This is a genomic window from Thermomonas brevis, assembly GCF_014395425.1.
Classification (GTDB): domain Bacteria; phylum Pseudomonadota; class Gammaproteobacteria; order Xanthomonadales; family Xanthomonadaceae; genus Thermomonas; species Thermomonas brevis.
Genome location: NZ_CP060711.1, coordinates 388,895 through 407,461 on the forward strand (window position 1 = coordinate 388,895; position 18,567 = coordinate 407,461).

The 18,567-nt window shown below is 69.5% G+C and carries 15 protein-coding genes; 14 read left to right on the plus strand and 1 reads right to left on the minus strand.

Features of this window, described 5'->3' with window-relative positions:
• Positions 1-30: 30 nt before the first annotated feature.
• The 14 genes from H9L17_RS01785 (at position 31) to H9L17_RS01850 (ending at position 16,036) form a co-directional block, all read left to right on the plus strand.
• Complete coding sequence (locus H9L17_RS01785; protein ID WP_187570674.1) at positions 31-816, plus strand: SDR family oxidoreductase; 786 nt, start codon at positions 31-33, stop codon at positions 814-816.
• A 2-nt stretch (positions 817-818) separates the two neighbouring features.
• Positions 819-1,634, plus strand: coding sequence for an endonuclease VIII (nei, locus tag H9L17_RS01790; RefSeq protein ID WP_187570675.1), 816 nt, complete (start codon positions 819-821; stop codon positions 1,632-1,634).
• An 18-nt stretch (positions 1,635-1,652) separates the two neighbouring features.
• Positions 1,653-3,077 carry an aldehyde dehydrogenase gene (locus H9L17_RS01795; RefSeq protein WP_187570676.1) on the plus strand — a complete coding sequence of 475 codons (1,425 nt, stop codon included), beginning with the start codon at positions 1,653-1,655 and terminating at the stop codon, positions 3,075-3,077.
• Positions 3,077-4,372: a hypothetical protein gene (locus H9L17_RS01800; protein WP_187570677.1), complete on the plus strand. Its 1,296-nt coding sequence runs from the start codon at positions 3,077-3,079 to the stop codon at positions 4,370-4,372. Before H9L17_RS01795 ends, H9L17_RS01800 begins: the two co-directional genes overlap by 1 nt.
• Complete coding sequence (can, locus tag H9L17_RS01805) at positions 4,369-5,034, plus strand: carbonate dehydratase (protein WP_187570678.1); 666 nt, start codon at positions 4,369-4,371, stop codon at positions 5,032-5,034. The genes H9L17_RS01800 and can overlap by 4 nt, the downstream gene beginning before the upstream one ends.
• Complete coding sequence (locus H9L17_RS01810) at positions 5,031-5,462, plus strand: RidA family protein (RefSeq protein ID WP_187570679.1); 432 nt, start codon at positions 5,031-5,033, stop codon at positions 5,460-5,462. The genes can and H9L17_RS01810 overlap by 4 nt, the downstream gene beginning before the upstream one ends.
• Positions 5,459-6,079, plus strand: a complete 621-nt coding sequence (locus H9L17_RS01815) for a hypothetical protein (protein WP_187570680.1) — start codon at positions 5,459-5,461, stop codon at positions 6,077-6,079. The genes H9L17_RS01810 and H9L17_RS01815 overlap by 4 nt, the downstream gene beginning before the upstream one ends.
• Before the next feature lies 1 nt (position 6,080).
• Positions 6,081-6,626 carry a 3-hydroxyanthranilate 3,4-dioxygenase gene (locus tag H9L17_RS01820; RefSeq protein ID WP_187570681.1) on the plus strand — a complete coding sequence of 182 codons (546 nt, stop codon included), beginning with the start codon at positions 6,081-6,083 and terminating at the stop codon, positions 6,624-6,626.
• Between the two features lie 267 nt (positions 6,627-6,893).
• Complete coding sequence (locus tag H9L17_RS01825; protein ID WP_187570682.1) at positions 6,894-9,122, plus strand: TonB-dependent siderophore receptor; 2,229 nt, start codon at positions 6,894-6,896, stop codon at positions 9,120-9,122.
• Positions 9,119-11,641, plus strand: a complete 2,523-nt coding sequence (fes, locus tag H9L17_RS01830; RefSeq protein ID WP_187570683.1) for an enterochelin esterase — start codon at positions 9,119-9,121, stop codon at positions 11,639-11,641. Before H9L17_RS01825 ends, fes begins: the two co-directional genes overlap by 4 nt.
• 1 nt (position 11,642) lies before the next feature.
• A complete protein-coding gene (locus H9L17_RS01835) occupies positions 11,643-13,781 on the plus strand; it encodes a TonB-dependent siderophore receptor (protein WP_187570684.1) in 2,139 nt (712 codons plus the stop codon).
• A gap of 79 nt (positions 13,782-13,860) precedes the next feature.
• A complete protein-coding gene (locus H9L17_RS01840; RefSeq protein ID WP_187570685.1) occupies positions 13,861-14,148 on the plus strand; it encodes a hypothetical protein in 288 nt (95 codons plus the stop codon).
• Positions 14,145-14,447: a hypothetical protein gene (locus tag H9L17_RS01845; RefSeq protein WP_187570686.1), complete on the plus strand. Its 303-nt coding sequence runs from the start codon at positions 14,145-14,147 to the stop codon at positions 14,445-14,447. Before H9L17_RS01840 ends, H9L17_RS01845 begins: the two co-directional genes overlap by 4 nt.
• 11 nt (positions 14,448-14,458) lie before the next feature.
• On the plus strand, positions 14,459-16,036 hold the full coding sequence (locus H9L17_RS01850; protein ID WP_187570687.1) for a PepSY-associated TM helix domain-containing protein: 1,578 nt from the start codon (positions 14,459-14,461) through the stop codon (positions 16,034-16,036).
• A 368-nt stretch (positions 16,037-16,404) separates the two neighbouring features.
• Here the strand turns inward: H9L17_RS01850 and pnp are convergent, their stop codons facing one another.
• Positions 16,405-18,510 carry a polyribonucleotide nucleotidyltransferase gene (gene pnp / locus H9L17_RS01855; RefSeq protein WP_187570688.1) on the minus strand — a complete coding sequence of 702 codons (2,106 nt, stop codon included), beginning with the start codon at positions 18,508-18,510 and terminating at the stop codon, positions 16,405-16,407.
• Positions 18,511-18,567: the final 57 nt, after the last annotated feature.

The following is an 18,567-nucleotide window of genomic DNA, read 5'->3' on the forward strand; positions in this document are numbered from 1 at the left end:
CGATGGGGCGACGGCTTTACAATCGCCCGCATGAACCTCGATCTCGCCGGAAAACACGCGCTGGTCTGCGGCGCCTCCGAAGGCATCGGCCGCGCCGCCGCATTCGAGCTGGCCCGGCTCGGCGCCACCGTCACCCTGCTCTCGCGCCGCGCGGACGTGCTGCGCGACATCGCCGCGACGCTGCCGCGCGAACGCGGCCAGGCCCACGGCCACCTCGCCGCCGACATGGCCGACGCCGCCGCGCTGCGCGCCGCCGTCGATGCGCTGGCCGCGCGGCAGCCCGTGCACATCCTGGTCAACAACACCGGCGGGCCGCCGGGCGGGCCGGCGCACGCGGCGTCCATCGACGCCTACCTCGACGCCTTCCACCACCACCTGATCGCCAACCAGACGCTGGTGCAGGCGCTGCTGCCGGGCATGCGCGCGGCGCGCTGGGGCCGCATCGTCAACGTGATCTCCACTTCGGTGTACGAGCCGATCCCCAACCTCGGCGTCTCCAACACCATCCGCGGCGCGGTGGCGAGCTGGGCCAAGACGCTGTCGCGCGAACTCGGCCCCGACGGCATCACCGTCAACAACGTGCTGCCCGGCTATACCCGCACGCGCCGGCTGGAGCAGATCCTGGCCGACCGCAGCGCCGCCTCCGGCAAGACGCAGGACGAAGTGGCGCAGGCGATGCTGGCGACGGTGCCGGTCGGCCGCTTCGCCGAGGCGGAAGAACCGGGCGGCGTGATCGCCTTCCTCTGCACGCCGGCGGCGGCCTACGTGAACGGCCAGTCCATCGCGGTGGACGGCGGCCGCATGCAGTCGATCTGACGATGCCGGAAGGCCCGGAAATCCGTCGCGCCGCCGATCGCCTGGCCGCCGCGGTGGCCGGGCAGACGGTGGTGCGCGCGCAGTTCGCGTTTCCCGCGCTGAAGCGGTTCGAGCGCGAGCTGCCGGGCAGCCGCATCCTCTCCATCACGCCGCGCGGCAAGGCGCTGCTGACCGCATTCGACAACGGCTGGACGCTGTACACGCACAACCAGCTCTATGGCGTGTGGAAGGTCGCGGAACCGGGCCAGCGCCCGGACACCTCCCGCAGCCTGCGCGTCGCGCTGGAAACCGAGCACGCGGCGATCCTGCTGTATTCGGCCTCCGACATCGAACTTTGGCGCAGCGACGAAATCGAAGCGCATCCGTTCCTGCAAGGACTGGGGCCGGACGTGCTGGACATGGCGCTGGACGAAGCCGCCGTGGCCGCGCGCCTGCAATCGCCCTCATTCCGCGGCCGCGCACTGGGCGGCCTGCTGCTGGACCAGGGCTTCCTCGCCGGCATGGGCAACTACCTGCGCGCGGAAGTGCTGTTCGACGCCAGCCTGCATCCCTCGCAGCGCCCGCGCGATTTGGACGCGGCGCAAACCGCGCATCTCGCAAAAGCACTGCTGGCGATCCCGCGCCACAGCTACGCCACGCGCGGCATCGAGCCCACGCCGGGCATGCGCGCCGACTACCTGGCGCACGAGGGCGAACGCTTCCGCTTCCGCGTGTTCAAGCGCGAGGGCCAGCCGTGCGAACGCTGCGGCACGCCGATCGCGCGCATCACCAGTCAGTCGCGTCCGCTGTACCTATGCCCCCGCTGCCAGCCCGGCTGACGCTGGTAAGCTAGCCGGATGCAACGATTCGGACACGTGATCGGCGCGGCCTGCGGCGAAACGACCAGCGCGCGCTGGCTGCCGGTGTTCGATCCCGCCAATGCGCAACCGTATGCACAGGTCGCCGACGGCGACGCGGCCACCGTCGAAGCGGCCGTCGCCTCCGCGAGCGCCGCCGCGCCGGGCTGGGCCGCGCTGCGCAACAGCGAACGCGCGCGTCATCTGGAGCGGCTGGCGGACGCGCTGGAAGCGAGGCTCGACGCCTTCGCCCGCGCCGAAGCCATCGACGCCGGCAAGCCGCTGGCGCTGGCCCGCGATATCGAAATCCCGCGCGCCGTCTCCAACCTGCGCTTCTTCGCCCACGCGGCCACCCAGTTCGCCAGCGAATCGCACCACGGCGAAGCTGGCCTGAACTATACCCTGCGCCTGCCGCTGGGCGTGGCCGGCTGCATCAGCCCGTGGAACCTGCCGCTGTACTTGTTCACCTGGAAGATCGCACCCGCGCTGGCCGCCGGCAACGCGGTGGTGGCGAAGCCGTCCGAGATCACGCCCGCCACCGCGACGATGCTGGGCGAGCTGGCGCTGGAAGTCGGTCTGCCGCCGGGCGTGCTCAACATCGTCCACGGCCTCGGTCCGAACGTCGGCGAGCCGCTGGTCGCGCATCCGCAGGTCAAGGCGATCTCGTTCACCGGCAGCACCGCCGTGGGCCGGCGCATCGCCGGCATCGCCGGGCCGCTGTTGAAGAAGGTGTCGCTGGAGTTGGGCGGCAAGAACGCGACGCTGGTGTTCGCCGATGGCGACTGGCGCGCAAACCTCGACACGCTGGTGCGCAGCGCGTTCCAGAACAGCGGACAGATCTGCCTGTGCGGTTCGCGCGTGCTGGTCGAACGCGCGATTTACGACGAGTTCCGCGACGCCTTCGTGGAGCGCGCTCGCGCATTGCGCCTCGGCGCGCCGCTGGAAAGCGGCGTGCGACTCGGCCCGATGGTCTCGCAGGCGCATTTCGACAAGGTGATGGTCGCCATCGACCGCGCGCGCGCCGAAGGCGGCCGCGTGCTGTGCGGCGGCGAGGCACTGGATCGCCCCGGCTGGTTCATCGCGCCCACCGTGATCGAAGGCCTCGGCCCGGACTGCGCCACCAACCGCGAGGAAATCTTCGGCCCGGTCGCCACGCTGCAAGCGTTCGATGACGACGACGAAGCGCTGACGCTCGCCAACGCCTCCGACTACGGCCTGTCCGCCAGCGTGTGGACGCGCGACCTCGCCCGCGCCCACCGCTTCGCCGCGCAGCTGCGCGTGGGCATCGTCTGGATCAACGCCTGGCTGATGCGCGACCTGCGCACGCCGTTCGGCGGCACCGGCAACTCCGGCCTCGGCCGCGAAGGCGGACTGGAGGCGATGCGCTTCTTCACTGAACCCAAGAACGTGGGGATCAGCCTGTGATGAATGGAAAACAGTTTGCCTGCCTGCTCGCGCTGGCGCTGGCGCTGCTCGCCGCCCCTGTCTATGCGCAGAATGTGCAGGATGAAGACACGTCATCCAGCGATGCGTTCTTCAAACAGTTCAATGCGAAAAAAACCATCTTCAGTCAATTCCGCTTCACGCTGGAAGCGAAGCCAGAAAAGAGCGACGAATCTCTGCAAAGTTTCGTGGCCCAAATGCTGGCCACCCACTACAGCTTCCTCGGTCGGCCCAACGATGCCGTTCGCACATACCCCCACCACAGCGAAGAAAAAGCGCCAGCCGACCTGCCCGATCCCGCCGGCTACGAGGCGATGCCTGCGGTGGATTGGATCGCGTCGCAAGCCCACGAATATCGCGTCATCATGCTCAATGAAGCACACCATGTGCCGCAAACCCGGCTACTCACGCTGGAATTGCTGACGAAGCTTCGCAAACAGGGTTACACCCACTTCGCCGCCGAAACCTTCGCACTGACCAATAACCTGCTGCCTGCGGGCTATCCGACCCGGCACACCGGCTATTACACCCGCGAACCCGTATTTGCCGAACTCGTCCGCGAAGCCAAGCGGCTTGGATACGTACTGGTGCCCTACGAGCCGAACGACGAAGACGGGGAAGAGTCGCAGCAACAACGCGAAACCGGCATGGCGCAAACCCTTGCCGATCTGGTGAAGCAGCATCCCGATGCCAAGCTGCTGGTGCATGCGGGCTACGGACACATCGCAAAGAGCACCGGCACCCAACCGGATGCAGCCGACCCGATGGCACGGGAATTCATCCGCCTGACCGGATTGCCGGTTTTGAGCATCACCCAGACGGGGCTGCGCTGGGAGGATGGGCAGGCGGCCAAGCGGCTGGCCCACGCATTCGGGATCACCGTGCCCAGCGTGCTGTTGGCCCGCGATGACAAACGCGTCTGGAGTGAGGCGGCGCGCGCGCAGTACGACGCCAGCGTGCTCCTGCCCGCCGTGGACGCCGCCGCCATCCGCCCCGACTGGCTCACCCTCGGCGGCCGGCGCAAGCCCGTCGCCATCGACCTGACGCCTTGCATCCAGCACCTGCCCTGCCTCGCCGAAGCCCGCTACGCCAGCGAAGGCGAGGACGCGATTCCCGCCGACCAGTTCGTGATGCTTGCCGATGGCGAAGCGGGCACGCCGCTCTACCTCGCTCCCGGCCAATATCGCCTGCGCTTGCTCGGCAACGACGACGCCATCCTCGCGGAACGCAGCCTCGACGTTCCCGCAGACAGCCCTCCCGCACCGGAAACACCATGAAGAAAGAACTCGAAACCCTGTTGCGCAACAACCAGGAATGGGCCGAGCGCGTGACGCGCGAGGATCCGACCTTCTTCGAACGATTGTCGAAGCAGCAGGCGCCGAAGTACCTGTGGATCGGCTGCTCCGATTCGCGCGTGCCGGCGAACCAGGTCATCGACCTGGTGCCGGGCGAGGTATTCGTCCACCGCAACATCGCCAACGTGATGGTGCATACCGACCTCAACTGCATGTCCACCATCCAGTTCGCAGTCGACGTGCTGAAGGTGCGGCACATCCTGGTGGTCGGCCACTACGGCTGCGGCGGCGTCGGCGCGGCGCTGCACGGCACCCGGCTGGGGCTGGTGGACAACTGGATCCGCCACGTCGGCGATGTGGCGCAAAAGCACGCCGCGCTGCTCGGGCAGCTTCCCGCCGAACAGCGCCACGACACCCTGTGCGAACTCAACGCCATCGAGCAGGCGGAAAACGTCTGCCTGACCACCGTGGTGCAGGACGCCTGGGCGCGCGGCCAGCTGCTGGCCGTGCACGGCTGGGTCTACAGCCTGGCCGACGGCAAGGTGCGCGAGCTGGGCATGGACGTGGACACGCCCGACGCGTTGCCGTCCGTATACGCGGGCGCGATCGCCGGCGTGCGCGAGCGCCACGGGATCGGCGCATGAACGACGGCATCCACGCCGGCAATGCGCCGAAAGCCGTGGGCCACTACCCGCACGCGCGCCGCGTCGGCGACCTGCTGTTCCTGTCCGGCATCGGCCCGCGCGATCCGGCCGACAATTCCATTCCAGGCAACGAGTATTTCGCCGACGGCCGCCTGCGCAAGTACGACATCGAGGCGCAGGTCCGCGCCGTGCTGGCCAACGTGCGCGCGGTGCTGGACGCCAGCGGCGCACGCTGGGACGACCTGGTCGACGTCACCGTCTACCTCACCGACATGGCGCGCGACTTCAAGGCGTACAACGCGATCTGGGCCGAGCATTTCCCCGATGCCGCCAACGCGCCCTGCCGCACCACCGTGGGCATCACCGCACTACCCACGCCGATCGCCATCGAGCTGAAGTGCGTCGCCGCTTTCGGGAGCCGCCCATGAACTCCATCCTGTTCGCCCTGCTGCTGGCGGCGGCCGGCACCGCCTCCGCCGCCGAGCCCCTCAAGCCCGCCGACAATCCCGAACTGGCGCAGCTGTTCCGGCAGGATCAGGCCGACCGCGACGCCGCCGACATCGACTGGAACGCCGTCGGCCCACGCGACCAGGCGCGCAAGGCGCGCGTCCAGGCGCTGCTGGAGGCCGGCGCGGTGCGTTCCGCCGCCGATCACTACCACGCCGCGATGGTCTTCCAGCACGGCGATTCGCTGGCCGACTATCGCCTGGCGAACGCGCTCGCCGTCCTCGCGATGGCGCAGGCACCGGACGATTCCCACTACCGCTGGCTGGTCGGCGCGAGCTGGGACCGGCTGCTGATGCGGCAACTGCAACCGCAGTGGTACGGCACCCAGTACAAGGGCGACGCCAAGGGCCTGTACCTGTATCCGGTAGCGAAAGATGCGGTAACCGACGAGGAGCGCAAGGCGATGGTCGGGCACACGCTGGCCGAAGAACTCGCCCACGTCGCCGAGGCGGCCAAAGAGATGGGCCTGCCGGTCCGCGCCGCCGCGCCGACCATCGAGGAACTGCGCCGCGAATCCACTACCAGCGAGGCCCCCTGACATGCTGCCCGCCGCCTTCAACCTGCACGCTTGGATCGAGGAACACCGCCACCTGCTGAAGCCGCCGGTGGGCAACAAGTGCATCGTGCAGGAGGACTTCATCGTGATGATCGTCGGCGGGCCGAACGCGCGCACCGACTACCACTTCGAGGAAGGCCCCGAGTGGTTCTTCCAGCTGGAAGGCGAGATGGTGCTGCGCGTGCAGGAAGACTTCGACGGCGAGCGCGGCACCGCGCGCGACATCCCGATCCGCGCCGGCGAGGTGTTCTACCTGCCGCCGCGCGTGCCGCATTCGCCGCAGCGGATGGAGCACTCGGTGGGGCTGGTGATCGAGCGCAAGCGCCTGCCGCACGAGGACGACGCGCTGATGTGGTTCTGCGTGAACTGCAACCACAAGCTGTACGCGGATTTCTTCCACCTCGTCGACATCGAGCGGGATTTCTTCCGCGTGTTCGAGAAGTTCTACCGCGACGACCGCCTGCGCACCTGCAAGCAGTGCGGCACGCTCAATCCGCGGCCGGGGCGCTACGAGCAGCCGGCGGAATAGCGCGGCCGGAAACGCCATAGTCCGGATCGACGGAAAGCGGGCTTCGGCCCGCTTTCGTTTTATGGGGTGGATGAAAGCAGGCGGAAGCCGGGGCAGCCATGCGCCCGCCCCAAGCGGTTTCACGGAAAGGCTCCCCACGCGGCTGCCGTCCCTTCGGCGGCCGTTATCTTTTCTTTACAAATGCGAATGAGTTTCATTTAATACCGCGATGTTGCGCCGCCGCATCCGCTGGCGCCCCGCTTTCCCCACACCCCCGCAGAGGCTCCCATGTCCGCCACCTCCCGCTTCCTGCCCGTCCGCAGGCGCTCCCCGCTTGCCCTCGCCGTGATCGCCGCGCTGCTCGCGCCGGCGCTGGCCGCCGCCCAGAGCTCCGCCCCGCAGGCCAGCGACCGGACCCCGGTCGATCTGGACAAGGTGCAGGTCAACGCCTACCGCACCACCAGCCACACCTCCGGCGCGACCAAGACCGACGCCGCGGTGGCCGAGACGCCGCAGTCGGTCTCGGTGATCGCCCGCGACGAGCTGGACGCGCGCGGCGTGCAGAACCTCAACGAGGCGATGCGCTACGTGGCCGGCGTGGCGCTGGAGAGCAGCGGCATCGACAACCGCGTGGACGACTTCCGCGTCCGCGGCTACGACGCCGGCAGCTGGAGCAACAACGTCACCGTGGACGGCATGCGCGCCCCGCAGGGCAGCCAGTGGAACCGCACGATGGTGGACAGCTGGAACCTGGAGCGCGTCGAAGTGCTGAAGGGCCCGTCGGCGGTGATGTACGGTCAGGTGGCGCCGGGCGGCATGGTCAACCAGGTCAGCAAGACGCCGGAGCCGGGCCAGGCGCAGGTAGCGCGCGTGGGCATCGACGGCAACGGCCAGTACAGCGCCGCCTTCGACCTCGGCACCGGCAGCGACGACCGCCGCCACCTGCTCCGCCTGGTCGGCCTGTACCGCGACGGCCAGACCCAGATCGACCACACCGAACAGCAGCACTGGTTTCTCGCCCCTAGCTACACCCTGCAGCTCGCCGAGCGCACCCGTCTGACCCTGCTCGGCCTGTACCAGCGCGACGACGGCGGCTCCACCTACCAGTTCCTGCCGATGGACGGCACGCTGCGGCCCACCGCGTACGGGCGGATGAAGAACAGCACCTTCATCGGCGAGCCGGGCTGGAACACCTTCGACCGCACCGTCTGGGCCGCCGGCTGGCTGTTCGAGCACGGCTTCAACGAGCACTGGACGCTGGCCCAGAGCGCGCGCCACACCCACGTGGATTCGCTGTTCCGCACGGTGGTGACCAACGGCAAGCTCAATCCCGACGGCCGCACCCAGAAGCGCCGCGCCACCTGGGGCGAAGGCGATTCCGACGGCAAGACCGTCGACACGCGCCTGACCGGCAAGTTCGCCATCGGCGCGGCCAGGCACACCGTGCTGCTGGGCGTGGACTGGCAGAAAGCCGACTGGCAGGGCGCGCGCGGCGCGATGCGCGATCCGCTGCCGATCGACATCTTCAATCCGGTCTACAGCGACTACGTGCCGGTCACCAATAGCATCGGCTACAGCGGCGGCGTCAACGAGCAGACCGGCGCCTATCTGCAGGACCAGATCGCGCTGGACAACTGGCGCTTCACCCTCGGCGGCCGCTACGACCGCACCGACGACGACACCTTCACCCGCAGCTACAACGCGCTGACCGGCGTCTACGGCCCGGTGGTGCCCACCAAGGTGAAGAACAGCGCCTTCACCGGCAACGCCGGCGTGCTGTACGCGGCCGGCAACGGGCTGTCGCCGTACCTGAGCTACGCCGAATCGTTCCAGCCGGCCGGCAGCAACACCAACCAGAGCCACGACCGCACTCCGTTCGACCCGATCACCGGCAAGCAGTGGGAAGGCGGCGTGAAGTACCAGCCGGCCGGCTTCGACGGCCTGCTCACCCTGTCGGTCTTCGATCTGCGCCAGCAGAACATGCTGATCGACGATCCCGACGCCACCCACATGGACTGCGGCGCCGCCGGCAACGGCCGCTGCCAGGTGCAGGCGGGCGAAGGCCGGGTGCGCGGCGTGGAGCTGGAGGCGCGGGTGACGCCGCTGGACGGCTTCAGCGTGATCGGCGCGGCCTCGCGGATGGATTCCGAACTGACCCGCGCCAACGCCGCCGTGCAGGGCAAGCAACTGGCGATGGTGCCGGACTGGACCACCGCGCTGTGGGCCGACTACACCTTCCAGGCCGGCGCGCTGTCGGGCCTGAGCCTCGCCGCCGGCGTGCGCTACAACGGCGAAAGCTATGGCGACACCGCCAACCTGTACCGGATCCCGTCGTACTCGCTGTGGGACGCGGCGCTCCGCTACGACCTCGGCCGCCACGGCGCGGTGTCCACGCAGCTGTCGCTCAACGTCAGCAACCTGGCCGACAAGACCTTCGTGTCCACGTGCAGCGGCGAGTCCTCGTGCTTCTACGGCACCGGCCGCACCCTCACCGCCACCGCGCGGTTCAGCTGGTGAAGCGGCTCGCGCTGCTCCTGTTGGCGCTGTGGCTGGCCCTGCCGGCCGCGGCGCAGCCGGACCTGTCGCGCCGGATCGGCGCCACCGTGGCCGATACCGGCGCGCCGGGCTACCGCTTCGAGCAGTTCCGGCTGGACTCGGCGGACGGCCAGCGCCACTACCGCATCCGGGTGGCGCTGCCCGTTGCCACGCCGCCGGCCAACGGCTTCGCCTCGGTCTGGCTGCTGGACGGCAACGCCGCGCTGATGGAGCTGCGCGCCGAACAGTTCGCGCGCTGGTCGAAAGCGCCATCGCCGCCGGTGCTGGTGTTCCTGTCCTACGACAACGACCTGCGGATCGACGCCGACGCCCGCGCGTTCGACTACACCCCGCGCCGGCCCGGCGGCGAGGACGCGCAGCTCGACCCGCTGGGCGGACGTCGCAACGGCGGCGCGGACGCCTTCCTCGACCTGATCGAACGGAAGATCGCGCCGAAGGTCGCCGCGCTGGCGAAGCTCGATCCCGCGCGGCGCACGCTGTGGGGCCATTCCTACGGCGGCGTGCTGGCGCTGCACGCGCTGCTGACGCGGCCGGCGATGTTCGATGCCTATGCGGCAGCCGATCCCTCGCTGTGGTGGGGCGACGGCCACCTGCTGCGCGAAACCGACACCTTGCCGGCCTGGCCCGTGCCGCGTCCGCACCTGCTGCTGTGGACAGGCACGTCCGATGCGTCGCCGCAAGCGCCGACGAAGACGACAACGCCCGCATCGCCACAGCGCGATCCAACCCAGCTCGACCGCATGCGCCGCGCGCGCGCCAGCGTGCCCGCGGATGCGCCCGAGCGCCTTGCCGGACGCCTGCGCGCCAGCGGCTTGACCGTGGACGCGCACTCCCTGCCCGGCCTCGCCCACGGACAGACGCTGGGCGCGTCGCTGCTGACGCTGCTGGACGACATCGCCAACACTGCCGCGCCGGTGCTGGACGCAAACGGAACGCTGACCACCGGCGCAACGCAGGCGCATCGTCTCGCCCTGCATCGCGGCGACTACGTGGCCGGCATGCTGGAGGCGCAGGCCGATGCCCCCAGCCTGTGGCTGGACGATCCGCAGGGCCGGCCGTTGCGCCGGCTGCTCGAAGCCGGTCGCCCGAACGACTTCCTGTTCGTGGCCGACCGCGACGGCACCTACGCATTGCGCGCCCGCGCCGACCAGGGCCCGACGCGCTACCGGCTGCGGATCGAACGCGTGCTGCCGGCGTCGCAGCAGCGCACCGTCGAAGCGCCATTGCGCAGCCCGCGCCTGCGGGCGCTGCGCGCGCAGCTGCAAGCCGGCGGCGATACGCAGGCGTTCTGGGAGCAGATCGCCAGGGAAGGCGCTCCTCTGATCGAACAGGTGGACGGCGCGACGCTGGTCACCTTCGTGTGGCGCGGCGCGCGCAGCAACGTGCGCCTGTTCGCCGCACCCACCGGCGACATGGAGGAATTGCAGCGGCTGGACGGCAGCGACGTCTGGTACGGCAGCTACGCGATCCCCGCCGACACCCGCATGTCCTACCAGCTCGCACCGGACGTGCCGCAGCTGCCCGAAGGCGGACGCGCCGCGCGCCGCGCGGTGCTGGCGACGCTGCGGCGCGACCCGCTCAACCCGCGCTTCTGGCCGGCCGACGCGCCGGACGAGTTCGCCCGCGAATCCATCCTCGAACTGCCGGACGCGCCCGCGCAGCGCGCCGTGCAGCCGGCCGGCCATCCCGCCGGCCGCATCGAGCGCCTGCGCCTGGCAAGCGCGCGCCTCGGCAACACCCGCGCCATCGACCTGTATCGCTCACCCGGCTACCGCGCCGGCGATCCGCGCAACGCGCTGCTGGTGGTGTTCGACGGCCGCGACTACCAGGACGCGATCCCCACCCCGCTGATCCTCGACAATCTGCACGCGGAAGGCGCGATCCCGCCGGTGCTGGCGGTGTTCGTCGCCAATCCCGACGCCGAGGCGCGGGCGCGCGAACTGCCCTGCAATCCGGCGTTCGGCGACTTCCTCGCCGACGAGCTGCTGCCGTTCGTCGAAGCGCGCGCCGGCGCGCTGCCGCCCGCCGCGCGCACCGTGCTGGCCGGCGCCAGCTACGGCGGGCTGGCCTCGGCCTGCGTGGCGCTCCAGCATCCGCAGCGCTTCGGCAATGTGCTCAGCCAGTCCGGCTCGTTCTGGTGGGCGCCCGACGCCGCGTCCGGGCAGCCGCAGGAAGAACCGGAATGGCTGACCCGCCGCTATGCCGAAGCGTCGCGCCAACCGATCCGCTTCTGGCTGGAAGCCGGCCGCTTCGAGACCGGCCACGGCCAGAGCGGCATCCTCGAAACCAACCGCCACCTGCGCGACGTGCTGCGCGCGAAAGGCTACGCCGTGGCGCACCGCGAATTCTCCGGCGGCCACGACTGGTACCACTGGCGCGGCGGCCTCGCCGACGGCATCGCCGCCCTGCTTTCCCCTTCGACCTTCCCCGACACCGCGCCCGCCGCCGCCAGCGCCATTTCCAGCCACAAGGACGACTGAAATGCGCATTTCCACGACGCGGGCGACGCTGGCACTGGCCATCGCCCTGTCCCTCTCCGCCGCCGCCCACGCCCAGCAGCAGGACAGCCCCGACGGCGCCAGGCCGAAAGCCAAGGAACTCGACGCCGTGGTCGTGCAGGGCGTGCGCATCCAGGGCTATGCCGCGCCGGTCACCAACGTCGGCCTGAAGCTGCCGGTCAGCCAGCGCGAAACGCCGCAGTCGGTCAGCGTGCTGACCCGCCCGCTGCTGGAAGACCTCGCCGTGGACAGCCTCGACGAAGCCATCCTGTTCGTGCCCGGCGTGGCCATGCGCCAGTACGACAGCGTCGATACCCAGTACATCTCGCGCGGCTTCGAGATCACCAACTACCAGCTTGACGGCCTGCCGGCCACGCTGGGCCGCGCCAAGCCGCGGCTGGCGATGTACGACCGCATCGAAGTGCTGCGCGGCGCCGCCGGCCTGCTCAACGGCGCGGGCGAACCCGGCGGCGCGATCAACCTGGTGCGCAAGCGGCCGACCCGCGAGTTCGCCGCCAGCGCGGGCTTCAACCTCGGCTCGTGGGATCGCACGCTGGTGCAAGGCGACATCGGCGGCCCGCTGACCGACGACGGCCGCGTGCGCGGCCGCGCGGTGGTCGAACACGAGGACAAGGACCTGTTCCAGCGCGGCGGCGATTACCGCTACACGCTGGGTTACGGCATCCTCGAAACCGACGTCTCCGCCAACGGCACTCTCAGCCTCGGCGCCAGCTTCGAGAAGCTCAAGACCACGCCGGTCTGGAGCGGCCTGCCGCGCTACAGCGACGGCCGCGCGCTCGACCTGCCGCGCCGCGCCTCGCTGGAACCGGCGTGGCAGGACATCGTCACCGAGAACAGGCAGCTGTTCGCCGAACTCGACCAGGGCTTGAACGAGGACTGGCGCCTGCGCGTCTCGGCGCAGTACGCGCAGGAGGACGGCCGCTTCCTGGTCGCCAACGGCTGGGGCGCGATCGATCCGCAGACCGGCGCCGGCTGGTCGATCACGCCGACCCTGCAAGGCCGCGACTACGGCAACCGCAGCCTCGACGCCGCCGTGCTCGGCAGCTTCGCCGCCTGGGGCAGCCGCCACGAGCTGATCGCCGGCGTCGGCTGGAACCGCAGCCGCACCGATGCCGACGGCCACGACTTCGCCGACAGCTGGGCCATCGGCGACGTGCACGCCTTCGATCCCTACGCCGCGCCGCGCCCGACCCAGCCGCTGCCCGACACCTGGTGGAGCGGCCGCTACACCACCACCCAGCGCGGCGCCTACGCGATGCTGCGCCTGCATCCGGGCGAACGCCTGACCGCCCTGCTCGGCGCGCGCTACAGCCGCTGGCAGGACGACGGCCTGGAGCTCATCCCGGTGCGCTACGTCAGCTCCGACTACGGCGACAGCCACCTCGGTGGCTACGGCGGGCTGGTGTTCGACGTCAGCAGCAGTTGGTCGCTGTATGCCAGCTACGCCGACATCTTCCAGCCGCAGAGCGAACGCTCCACCCAGGGCCAGATGCCGCCGATGCGCGGCGTGGCGCTGGAAGGCGGCCTCAAGGGCGAATGGCGCGACGGCGCGCTGAACGCCTCGTTCGCGCTGTTCGACATCCGCCAGAAGGATCGCGCCCAGCTGGACGCCTCGCAACTGCCGGGCGCCTGCAACGGCGACACCTGCTATCTCGCGCAGGGCGAGGTGAAAAGCCAGGGCTTCGAGGCCACCGTCGCCGGCCGCCTCGCCGAAGGCGTGGATGTCAGCGCCGGCTACACCTGGAACAGGCAGACCTATTCGAAGGACGCCGACCTGCAGGGCCAGCCGTTCAACACGTATGCGCCCAAACAGATGGTCAAGCTCTGGGCCAGCTGGCGTCCGCCGATGGCGGAGGCGTGGTCGTTCGGCCTCGGCGCCAACTGGCAGACCGAAACCCGCGCCAGCGACGGCGCGGCGCAGCCGGCCTACGCGGTGTGGAATGCGCGCATCGGCTACCGCATCAACCAGCACTTCAACGTGTCGCTGAACGTGGACAACCTGCTCGACAAGACCTACTGGCAGACCATCGGCCCGACCGGCTGGGGCAACTTCCGGGGCGAGCCGCGCAGCGTCACCGCCAGCGTGCGCTGGCGCTACTGACCGGAACCGAGGCCATGTCCGATCCGCACCGTCCCGCTCCGCCCGCTGTCCGCGCCCGCCGCCCCGAAGGAGCGCGCGCGTGACCGCCGGCCTCGCCGTCGGCGCCGCCCTGCTGTGCCTGCTCGGTGCGCTGCTGCTCTACCTGGCCTCGCCGCAGCAGCAGCTGCGCGCGGCCGGGCCATGGCCGGCGCGCAGGCCGTGGTGGCCGGGCATCGCCTGCCTGCTGCTCTCGCTGCTGTTGTTCCTTCAGGTGCTGGCGCCGGTGGAGGCGGTGGCGGGCTGGAGCGTGCTGGCGATGCTGGTCTGGTCGCTGCTGCCCTTCCTCGGCGCATGGCGCGCCCGCGTGCGCGCCGGGAGGACGGCATGAGTACGGAACGCGTGCGCCTGCAAAGCCGCCACTGGTTCGGCAAGACGCTGGCCGGCACGGTGCTGGGCTTCGGCCTGGCGCTAGCGCTGTCGGGACTGTTCGCCTGGCTGGGCCCGGACGGCATCGACGGCGGCGGCGGCAAGGTGCAATTCAACATGTGGCTGATCGCGCCGCTGTGGGCCGGCGTGCTGTCCCTCGTCTACCTGTTCCGCACGCCGTTGCGCGCCTGGCTGTGGCTGGGCGCGGCCAACGCATCGGCGTTCGGGCTGCTGTGGGCCGTGCGCCTGTCGATGAGTTGAGGAACCCCCGCATGAACATCCGCAGCGACATCGTCAAGGTCTACAAGGACGTGCACATCTGGATCGGCATCGTCAGCGGGCTGATGCTATTCGTCGCGTTCTATGCCGGCGCGATCACCATGTTCGAAAAGCCCCTGGAGCGCTGGGCGACGCCGCCGTCCGCGCTGTCCGCCCCGCCGCCGCTGCAACGCGCCGACGCGCTGGTGGACGCGGTGCTGGCCCAGCAGCCGAAGGCAGCCGCGCGCTGGTTCGTCTCGGTGCGGCCGACCGCCGACCAGCCGGCGCGCGTCTATTGGCAGGAACGCGGCAAGGGCCGCCGCGAGTTCAAGGAATACGGCGCCAGCTTCGCCGCCGACGGCAGCTTGCAGGTGGAACCGACCCGCAAGGCCACGGTGGCGCAGTTGGTGGACACGCTGCACCAGCTGGTCGGGCTGCCGTTCCCCGATGCGGTGGCGCGCCCGATCATGGGCGCGGTGGCGCTGGCCTACGCGGTGGCGCTGGTGTCCGGGCTGATCGTGCTGCTGCCGACGATTGCCAAGGACGTGTTCGCGCTGCGCATCGGCAGGAACATCAAGCGCCTGTGGCTGGATGTGCACAACGCGCTGGGCCTGTTCAGCCTGCCCTTCCACATCGTGATCGCGCTGACCAGCGTGGTGTTCGCCTTCCACGACCAGTTCTACGACGCGCAAGACGCGGTGGTCTATCCCAACGGCATCCAGTGGGGGGAGGAGGAACACGCCGTCACCCCGCCCGGCGCGGTGCCGCTGCCGGTCGCCGAACTGCTGCGCCGGGTGGAAGTGCAGCTGCCGGGCTTCGAAGTGCAGGGCTTCGGCTTCCAGCGCGAGGGCGACCGCATCGAAGCCACCGTCACCGGCCTCGACCTGCGCCACGGCACCCGCGCGCGCACCTATGCCAGTACCCACCTCGATCCGTACACCGGGCAAGTCGATCCGCACGACCTGCCGGGCCACATGGAACCGTGGGACGAGGCGGTCAACGCCTTCTTCATGCTCCATTTCGGCAGCTTCGGCGGCAACCCGGTGCGCTGGCTGTACCTGCTGATGGGGCTGGCCGGCGCGGCGCTGTTCTACAGCGGCAACCTGCTGTGGGTGGAGTCGCGCCGGCGCAAGCGCCGGGGCGCGGAAACGCCGGTGCAGAAACGCTCGGCATGGGCGCTCGCCTGCCTGACCGTGGGCGTGTCGCTGGGCTGCGTGGCCGGCATCTCCGCCAGCGTGGCCGCGACCAAATGGCTGCCGGCGCTGGTCGGCGATCCCAAGGCGTGGCACACCGGCATTTACTACGCGGTGTTCGCGGCGGCGGTCGGCTGGGCGTTCGTGCGCGGCGCCTCGCGCGGCGCGATGGAGCTGCTGCGGATCGGCGCCGCGTTCACCCTGCTGATTCCGCTGTCCAGCCTGGCGGGCGCGTACGGGCTTGGCGGCGCGTGGAACCACACCGGCGGCTGGCCGGTCGACGCCACCGCGCTGGCGGCGGTGCCGGTGTTCCTGCTGCTGGCCCGCCACACCCGCCGACGCATGCGGCACGGCCACGACGACAGCGTGTGGGCGGCAAAGGCCATCCCGGCCAGCTGAAGCATTCCTTCTCCCGCTTGCGGGAGAAGGTGCCGAAGGCGGATGAGGGCAAGCGCCGCCGCGAACAGCGGCCCTCTTCCTCATTGATCCGGCCCTCGAATGGTTTCCGGTAGAGCGCAGCTTGCTGCGCTGCTCTGGCTTTGAGCCGAGCTCGGCTCTACACAAAGCGGCGGCGGACGCGACTATTTGAGGGCCGGATCAATAGGCATCCACTCCCGTGACCGGAGAGGGAAGATCGAAAGCTGCGTGCCGCAAGCGTCGATCACGAAGCTGGCGATCGCGCCCGAAGGCACTCCTGCATTTGCGCTCACCAACGAAAAAGCGGGCACAAGGCCCGCTTCTTCGTTGCAGCAAGGGAACGCGACGAATTACTCGCCGGCGCCCTCGCCCTCGGTGACGGCCTTGATCGACAGGCGGATGCGGCCCTGCTTGTCCACTTCCAGCACCTTGACCTTGACCAGATCGCCTTCCTTGAGCTTGTCGGAGACCTTCTCCACGCGCTCGCTGGAGATCTGCGAGACGTGCACCAGGCCATCCTTGCCGGGAGCGATGGTCACGAACGCGCCGAAGTCCATGATCTTGGCGACCTTGCCTTCGTAGATGCGGCCCGGCTCGACGTCGCTAGTGATCTGCTCGATGCGCGACTTGGCGGCCTGACCGGCGGCGGCGTTGACCGAGGCGATGGTGATCGTGCCGTCGTCCTGGATGTCGATCTGGGTGCCGGTTTCCTTGGTGATCGCCTGGATCACCGAGCCGCCCTTGCCGATCACTTCGCGGATCTTGTCCGGATGGATCTTGATGGTCAGCAGGCGCGGCGCGAACTCGGACAGCTCGCCGCGCGGCGCGGTCAACGCATTGGCCATTTCGCCGAGGATGTGCAGGCGGCCGGCCTTGGCCTGCGCCAGCGCCACCTTCATGATTTCCTCGGTGATGCCCTGGATCTTGATGTCCATCTGCAGCGCCGAGATGCCGTTGCTGGTGCCGGCCACCTTGAAGTCCATGTCGCCGAGGTGATCCTCGTCGCCCAGAATGTCGGACAGCACGACGAAGTTGTCGTCTTCCTTCACCAGACCCATCGCGATGCCCGCGACCGGCGCTTTCACCGGCACGCCGGCATCCATCAGCGCCAGCGAGGAACCGCAGACCGAGGCCATCGAGGACGAACCGTTCGACTCGGTGATTTCCGAGACCACGCGGATGGTGTACGGGAAGGCTTCCATCGTCGGCATCACCGCCAGCACGCCGCGCTTGGCGAGGCGACCGTGGCCGATTTCGCGGCGCTTCGGGCCCATCATGCGGCCGGCTTCACCCACCGAGTAGGGGGGGAAGTTGTAGTGGAACAGGAAGTGTTCCTTGTACTCGCCGGCCACGGCGTCGATGACTTGGCCATCGCGTGCGGTGCCGAGGGTGACGGCCACGATGGCCTGCGTCTCGCCGCGGGTGAACAGCGAGGAGCCGTGCACGCGCGGCAGCACGCCCACCTTGGAGGTGATCGGGCGCACCGTGTCCAGCGCGCGACCGTCGATGCGCACCTTGGTGGACAGCACCGAGCCGCGCATGGTCTGGTATTCCAGCTCGCCGAATTCCTTCGAGGCTTCGGCGGCGTTCCAGCCGTTGGCTTCGATCTGCGGGGCGATCTCGGCCAGCACCGCCTTCTTCAGCGCGGAGATGGCGTCCTTGCGCTCCAGCTTGTCGCGCACCTGGAAGGCGGCGGCCAGCTTGTCGCCGATGGCGGCCTTCAGCGCGCCGATCAGGGCGTCGTTCTTGGCCGGCGCCTGCCAGTCCCACTTCGGCTTGCCGGCTTCGGCGACCAGCGCGTTGATCGTGTCGATGGCGACCTGCATCTGCTGGTGGCCGAACATCACCGCGCCCAGCATTACGTCTTCCGACAGCTCGGCGGCTTCGGATTCGACCATCAGCACGGCGTCCTTGGTGCCGGCGACCACCAGCTCCAGCTGGGAGTCCTTCAGCTGGCTGACGGTCGGGTTGAGGATGTAGTTGCCGTTGCTGTAGCCGACCTTGGCCGCGCCGATCGGGCCCTGGAACGGCGCGCCGGTCAGCGCGACGGCGGCGGAGCAGCCGATCAGCGCGAGGATGTCGCCGTCCACTTCCGGGTTCAGCGACATGACGGTCGCGATGACCTGCACTTCGTTCTTGAACTCTTCCGGGAACAGCGGACGCAGCGGACGATCGATCAGGCGGCTGGTCAGGGTTTCCTTCTCCGTCGCGCGGCCTTCGCGCTTGAAGAAACCGCCGGGGATACGGCCACCGGCGTAGAACTTTTCCTGATAGTCCACGGTCAGCGGGAAGAAGTCCTGCCCTTCGCGCTGGGTCTTGGCCGCCACGGCGGTGCACAGCACCACGGTGCCGTCGCACGACACCATCACCGCGCCGCCAGCCTGGCGCGCGATCTCGCCGGTTTCGAGGGTGACGGACTGGTTGCCGTACTGGAAGGTCTTGCTGATCTTCGCCACTGTTGGGAATCCTTGGATTGACTTGGTTCATCGACGCAGGCAAGCCCCGCTTGCTGC

Bases quoted from the DNA above. Each gene is read 5' to 3' on its own strand.
- H9L17_RS01785 (WP_187570674.1), top strand. From the start codon at position 31: ATGAACCTCGATCTCGCCGGAAAACACGCGCTGGTCTGCGGCGCCTCC.
- nei (WP_187570675.1), top strand. From the start codon at position 819: ATGCCGGAAGGCCCGGAAATCCGTCGCGCCGCCGATCGCCTGGCCGCC.
- H9L17_RS01795 (WP_187570676.1), top strand. From the start codon at position 1,653: ATGCAACGATTCGGACACGTGATCGGCGCGGCCTGCGGCGAAACGACC.
- H9L17_RS01800 (WP_187570677.1), top strand. From the start codon at position 3,077: ATGAATGGAAAACAGTTTGCCTGCCTGCTCGCGCTGGCGCTGGCGCTG.
- can (WP_187570678.1), top strand. From the start codon at position 4,369: ATGAAGAAAGAACTCGAAACCCTGTTGCGCAACAACCAGGAATGGGCC.
- H9L17_RS01810 (WP_187570679.1), top strand. From the start codon at position 5,031: ATGAACGACGGCATCCACGCCGGCAATGCGCCGAAAGCCGTGGGCCAC.
- H9L17_RS01815 (WP_187570680.1), top strand. From the start codon at position 5,459: ATGAACTCCATCCTGTTCGCCCTGCTGCTGGCGGCGGCCGGCACCGCC.
- H9L17_RS01820 (WP_187570681.1), top strand. From the start codon at position 6,081: ATGCTGCCCGCCGCCTTCAACCTGCACGCTTGGATCGAGGAACACCGC.
- H9L17_RS01825 (WP_187570682.1), top strand. From the start codon at position 6,894: ATGTCCGCCACCTCCCGCTTCCTGCCCGTCCGCAGGCGCTCCCCGCTT.
- H9L17_RS01835 (WP_187570684.1), top strand. From the start codon at position 11,643: ATGCGCATTTCCACGACGCGGGCGACGCTGGCACTGGCCATCGCCCTG.
- H9L17_RS01845 (WP_187570686.1), top strand. From the start codon at position 14,145: ATGAGTACGGAACGCGTGCGCCTGCAAAGCCGCCACTGGTTCGGCAAG.
- H9L17_RS01850 (WP_187570687.1), top strand. From the start codon at position 14,459: ATGAACATCCGCAGCGACATCGTCAAGGTCTACAAGGACGTGCACATC.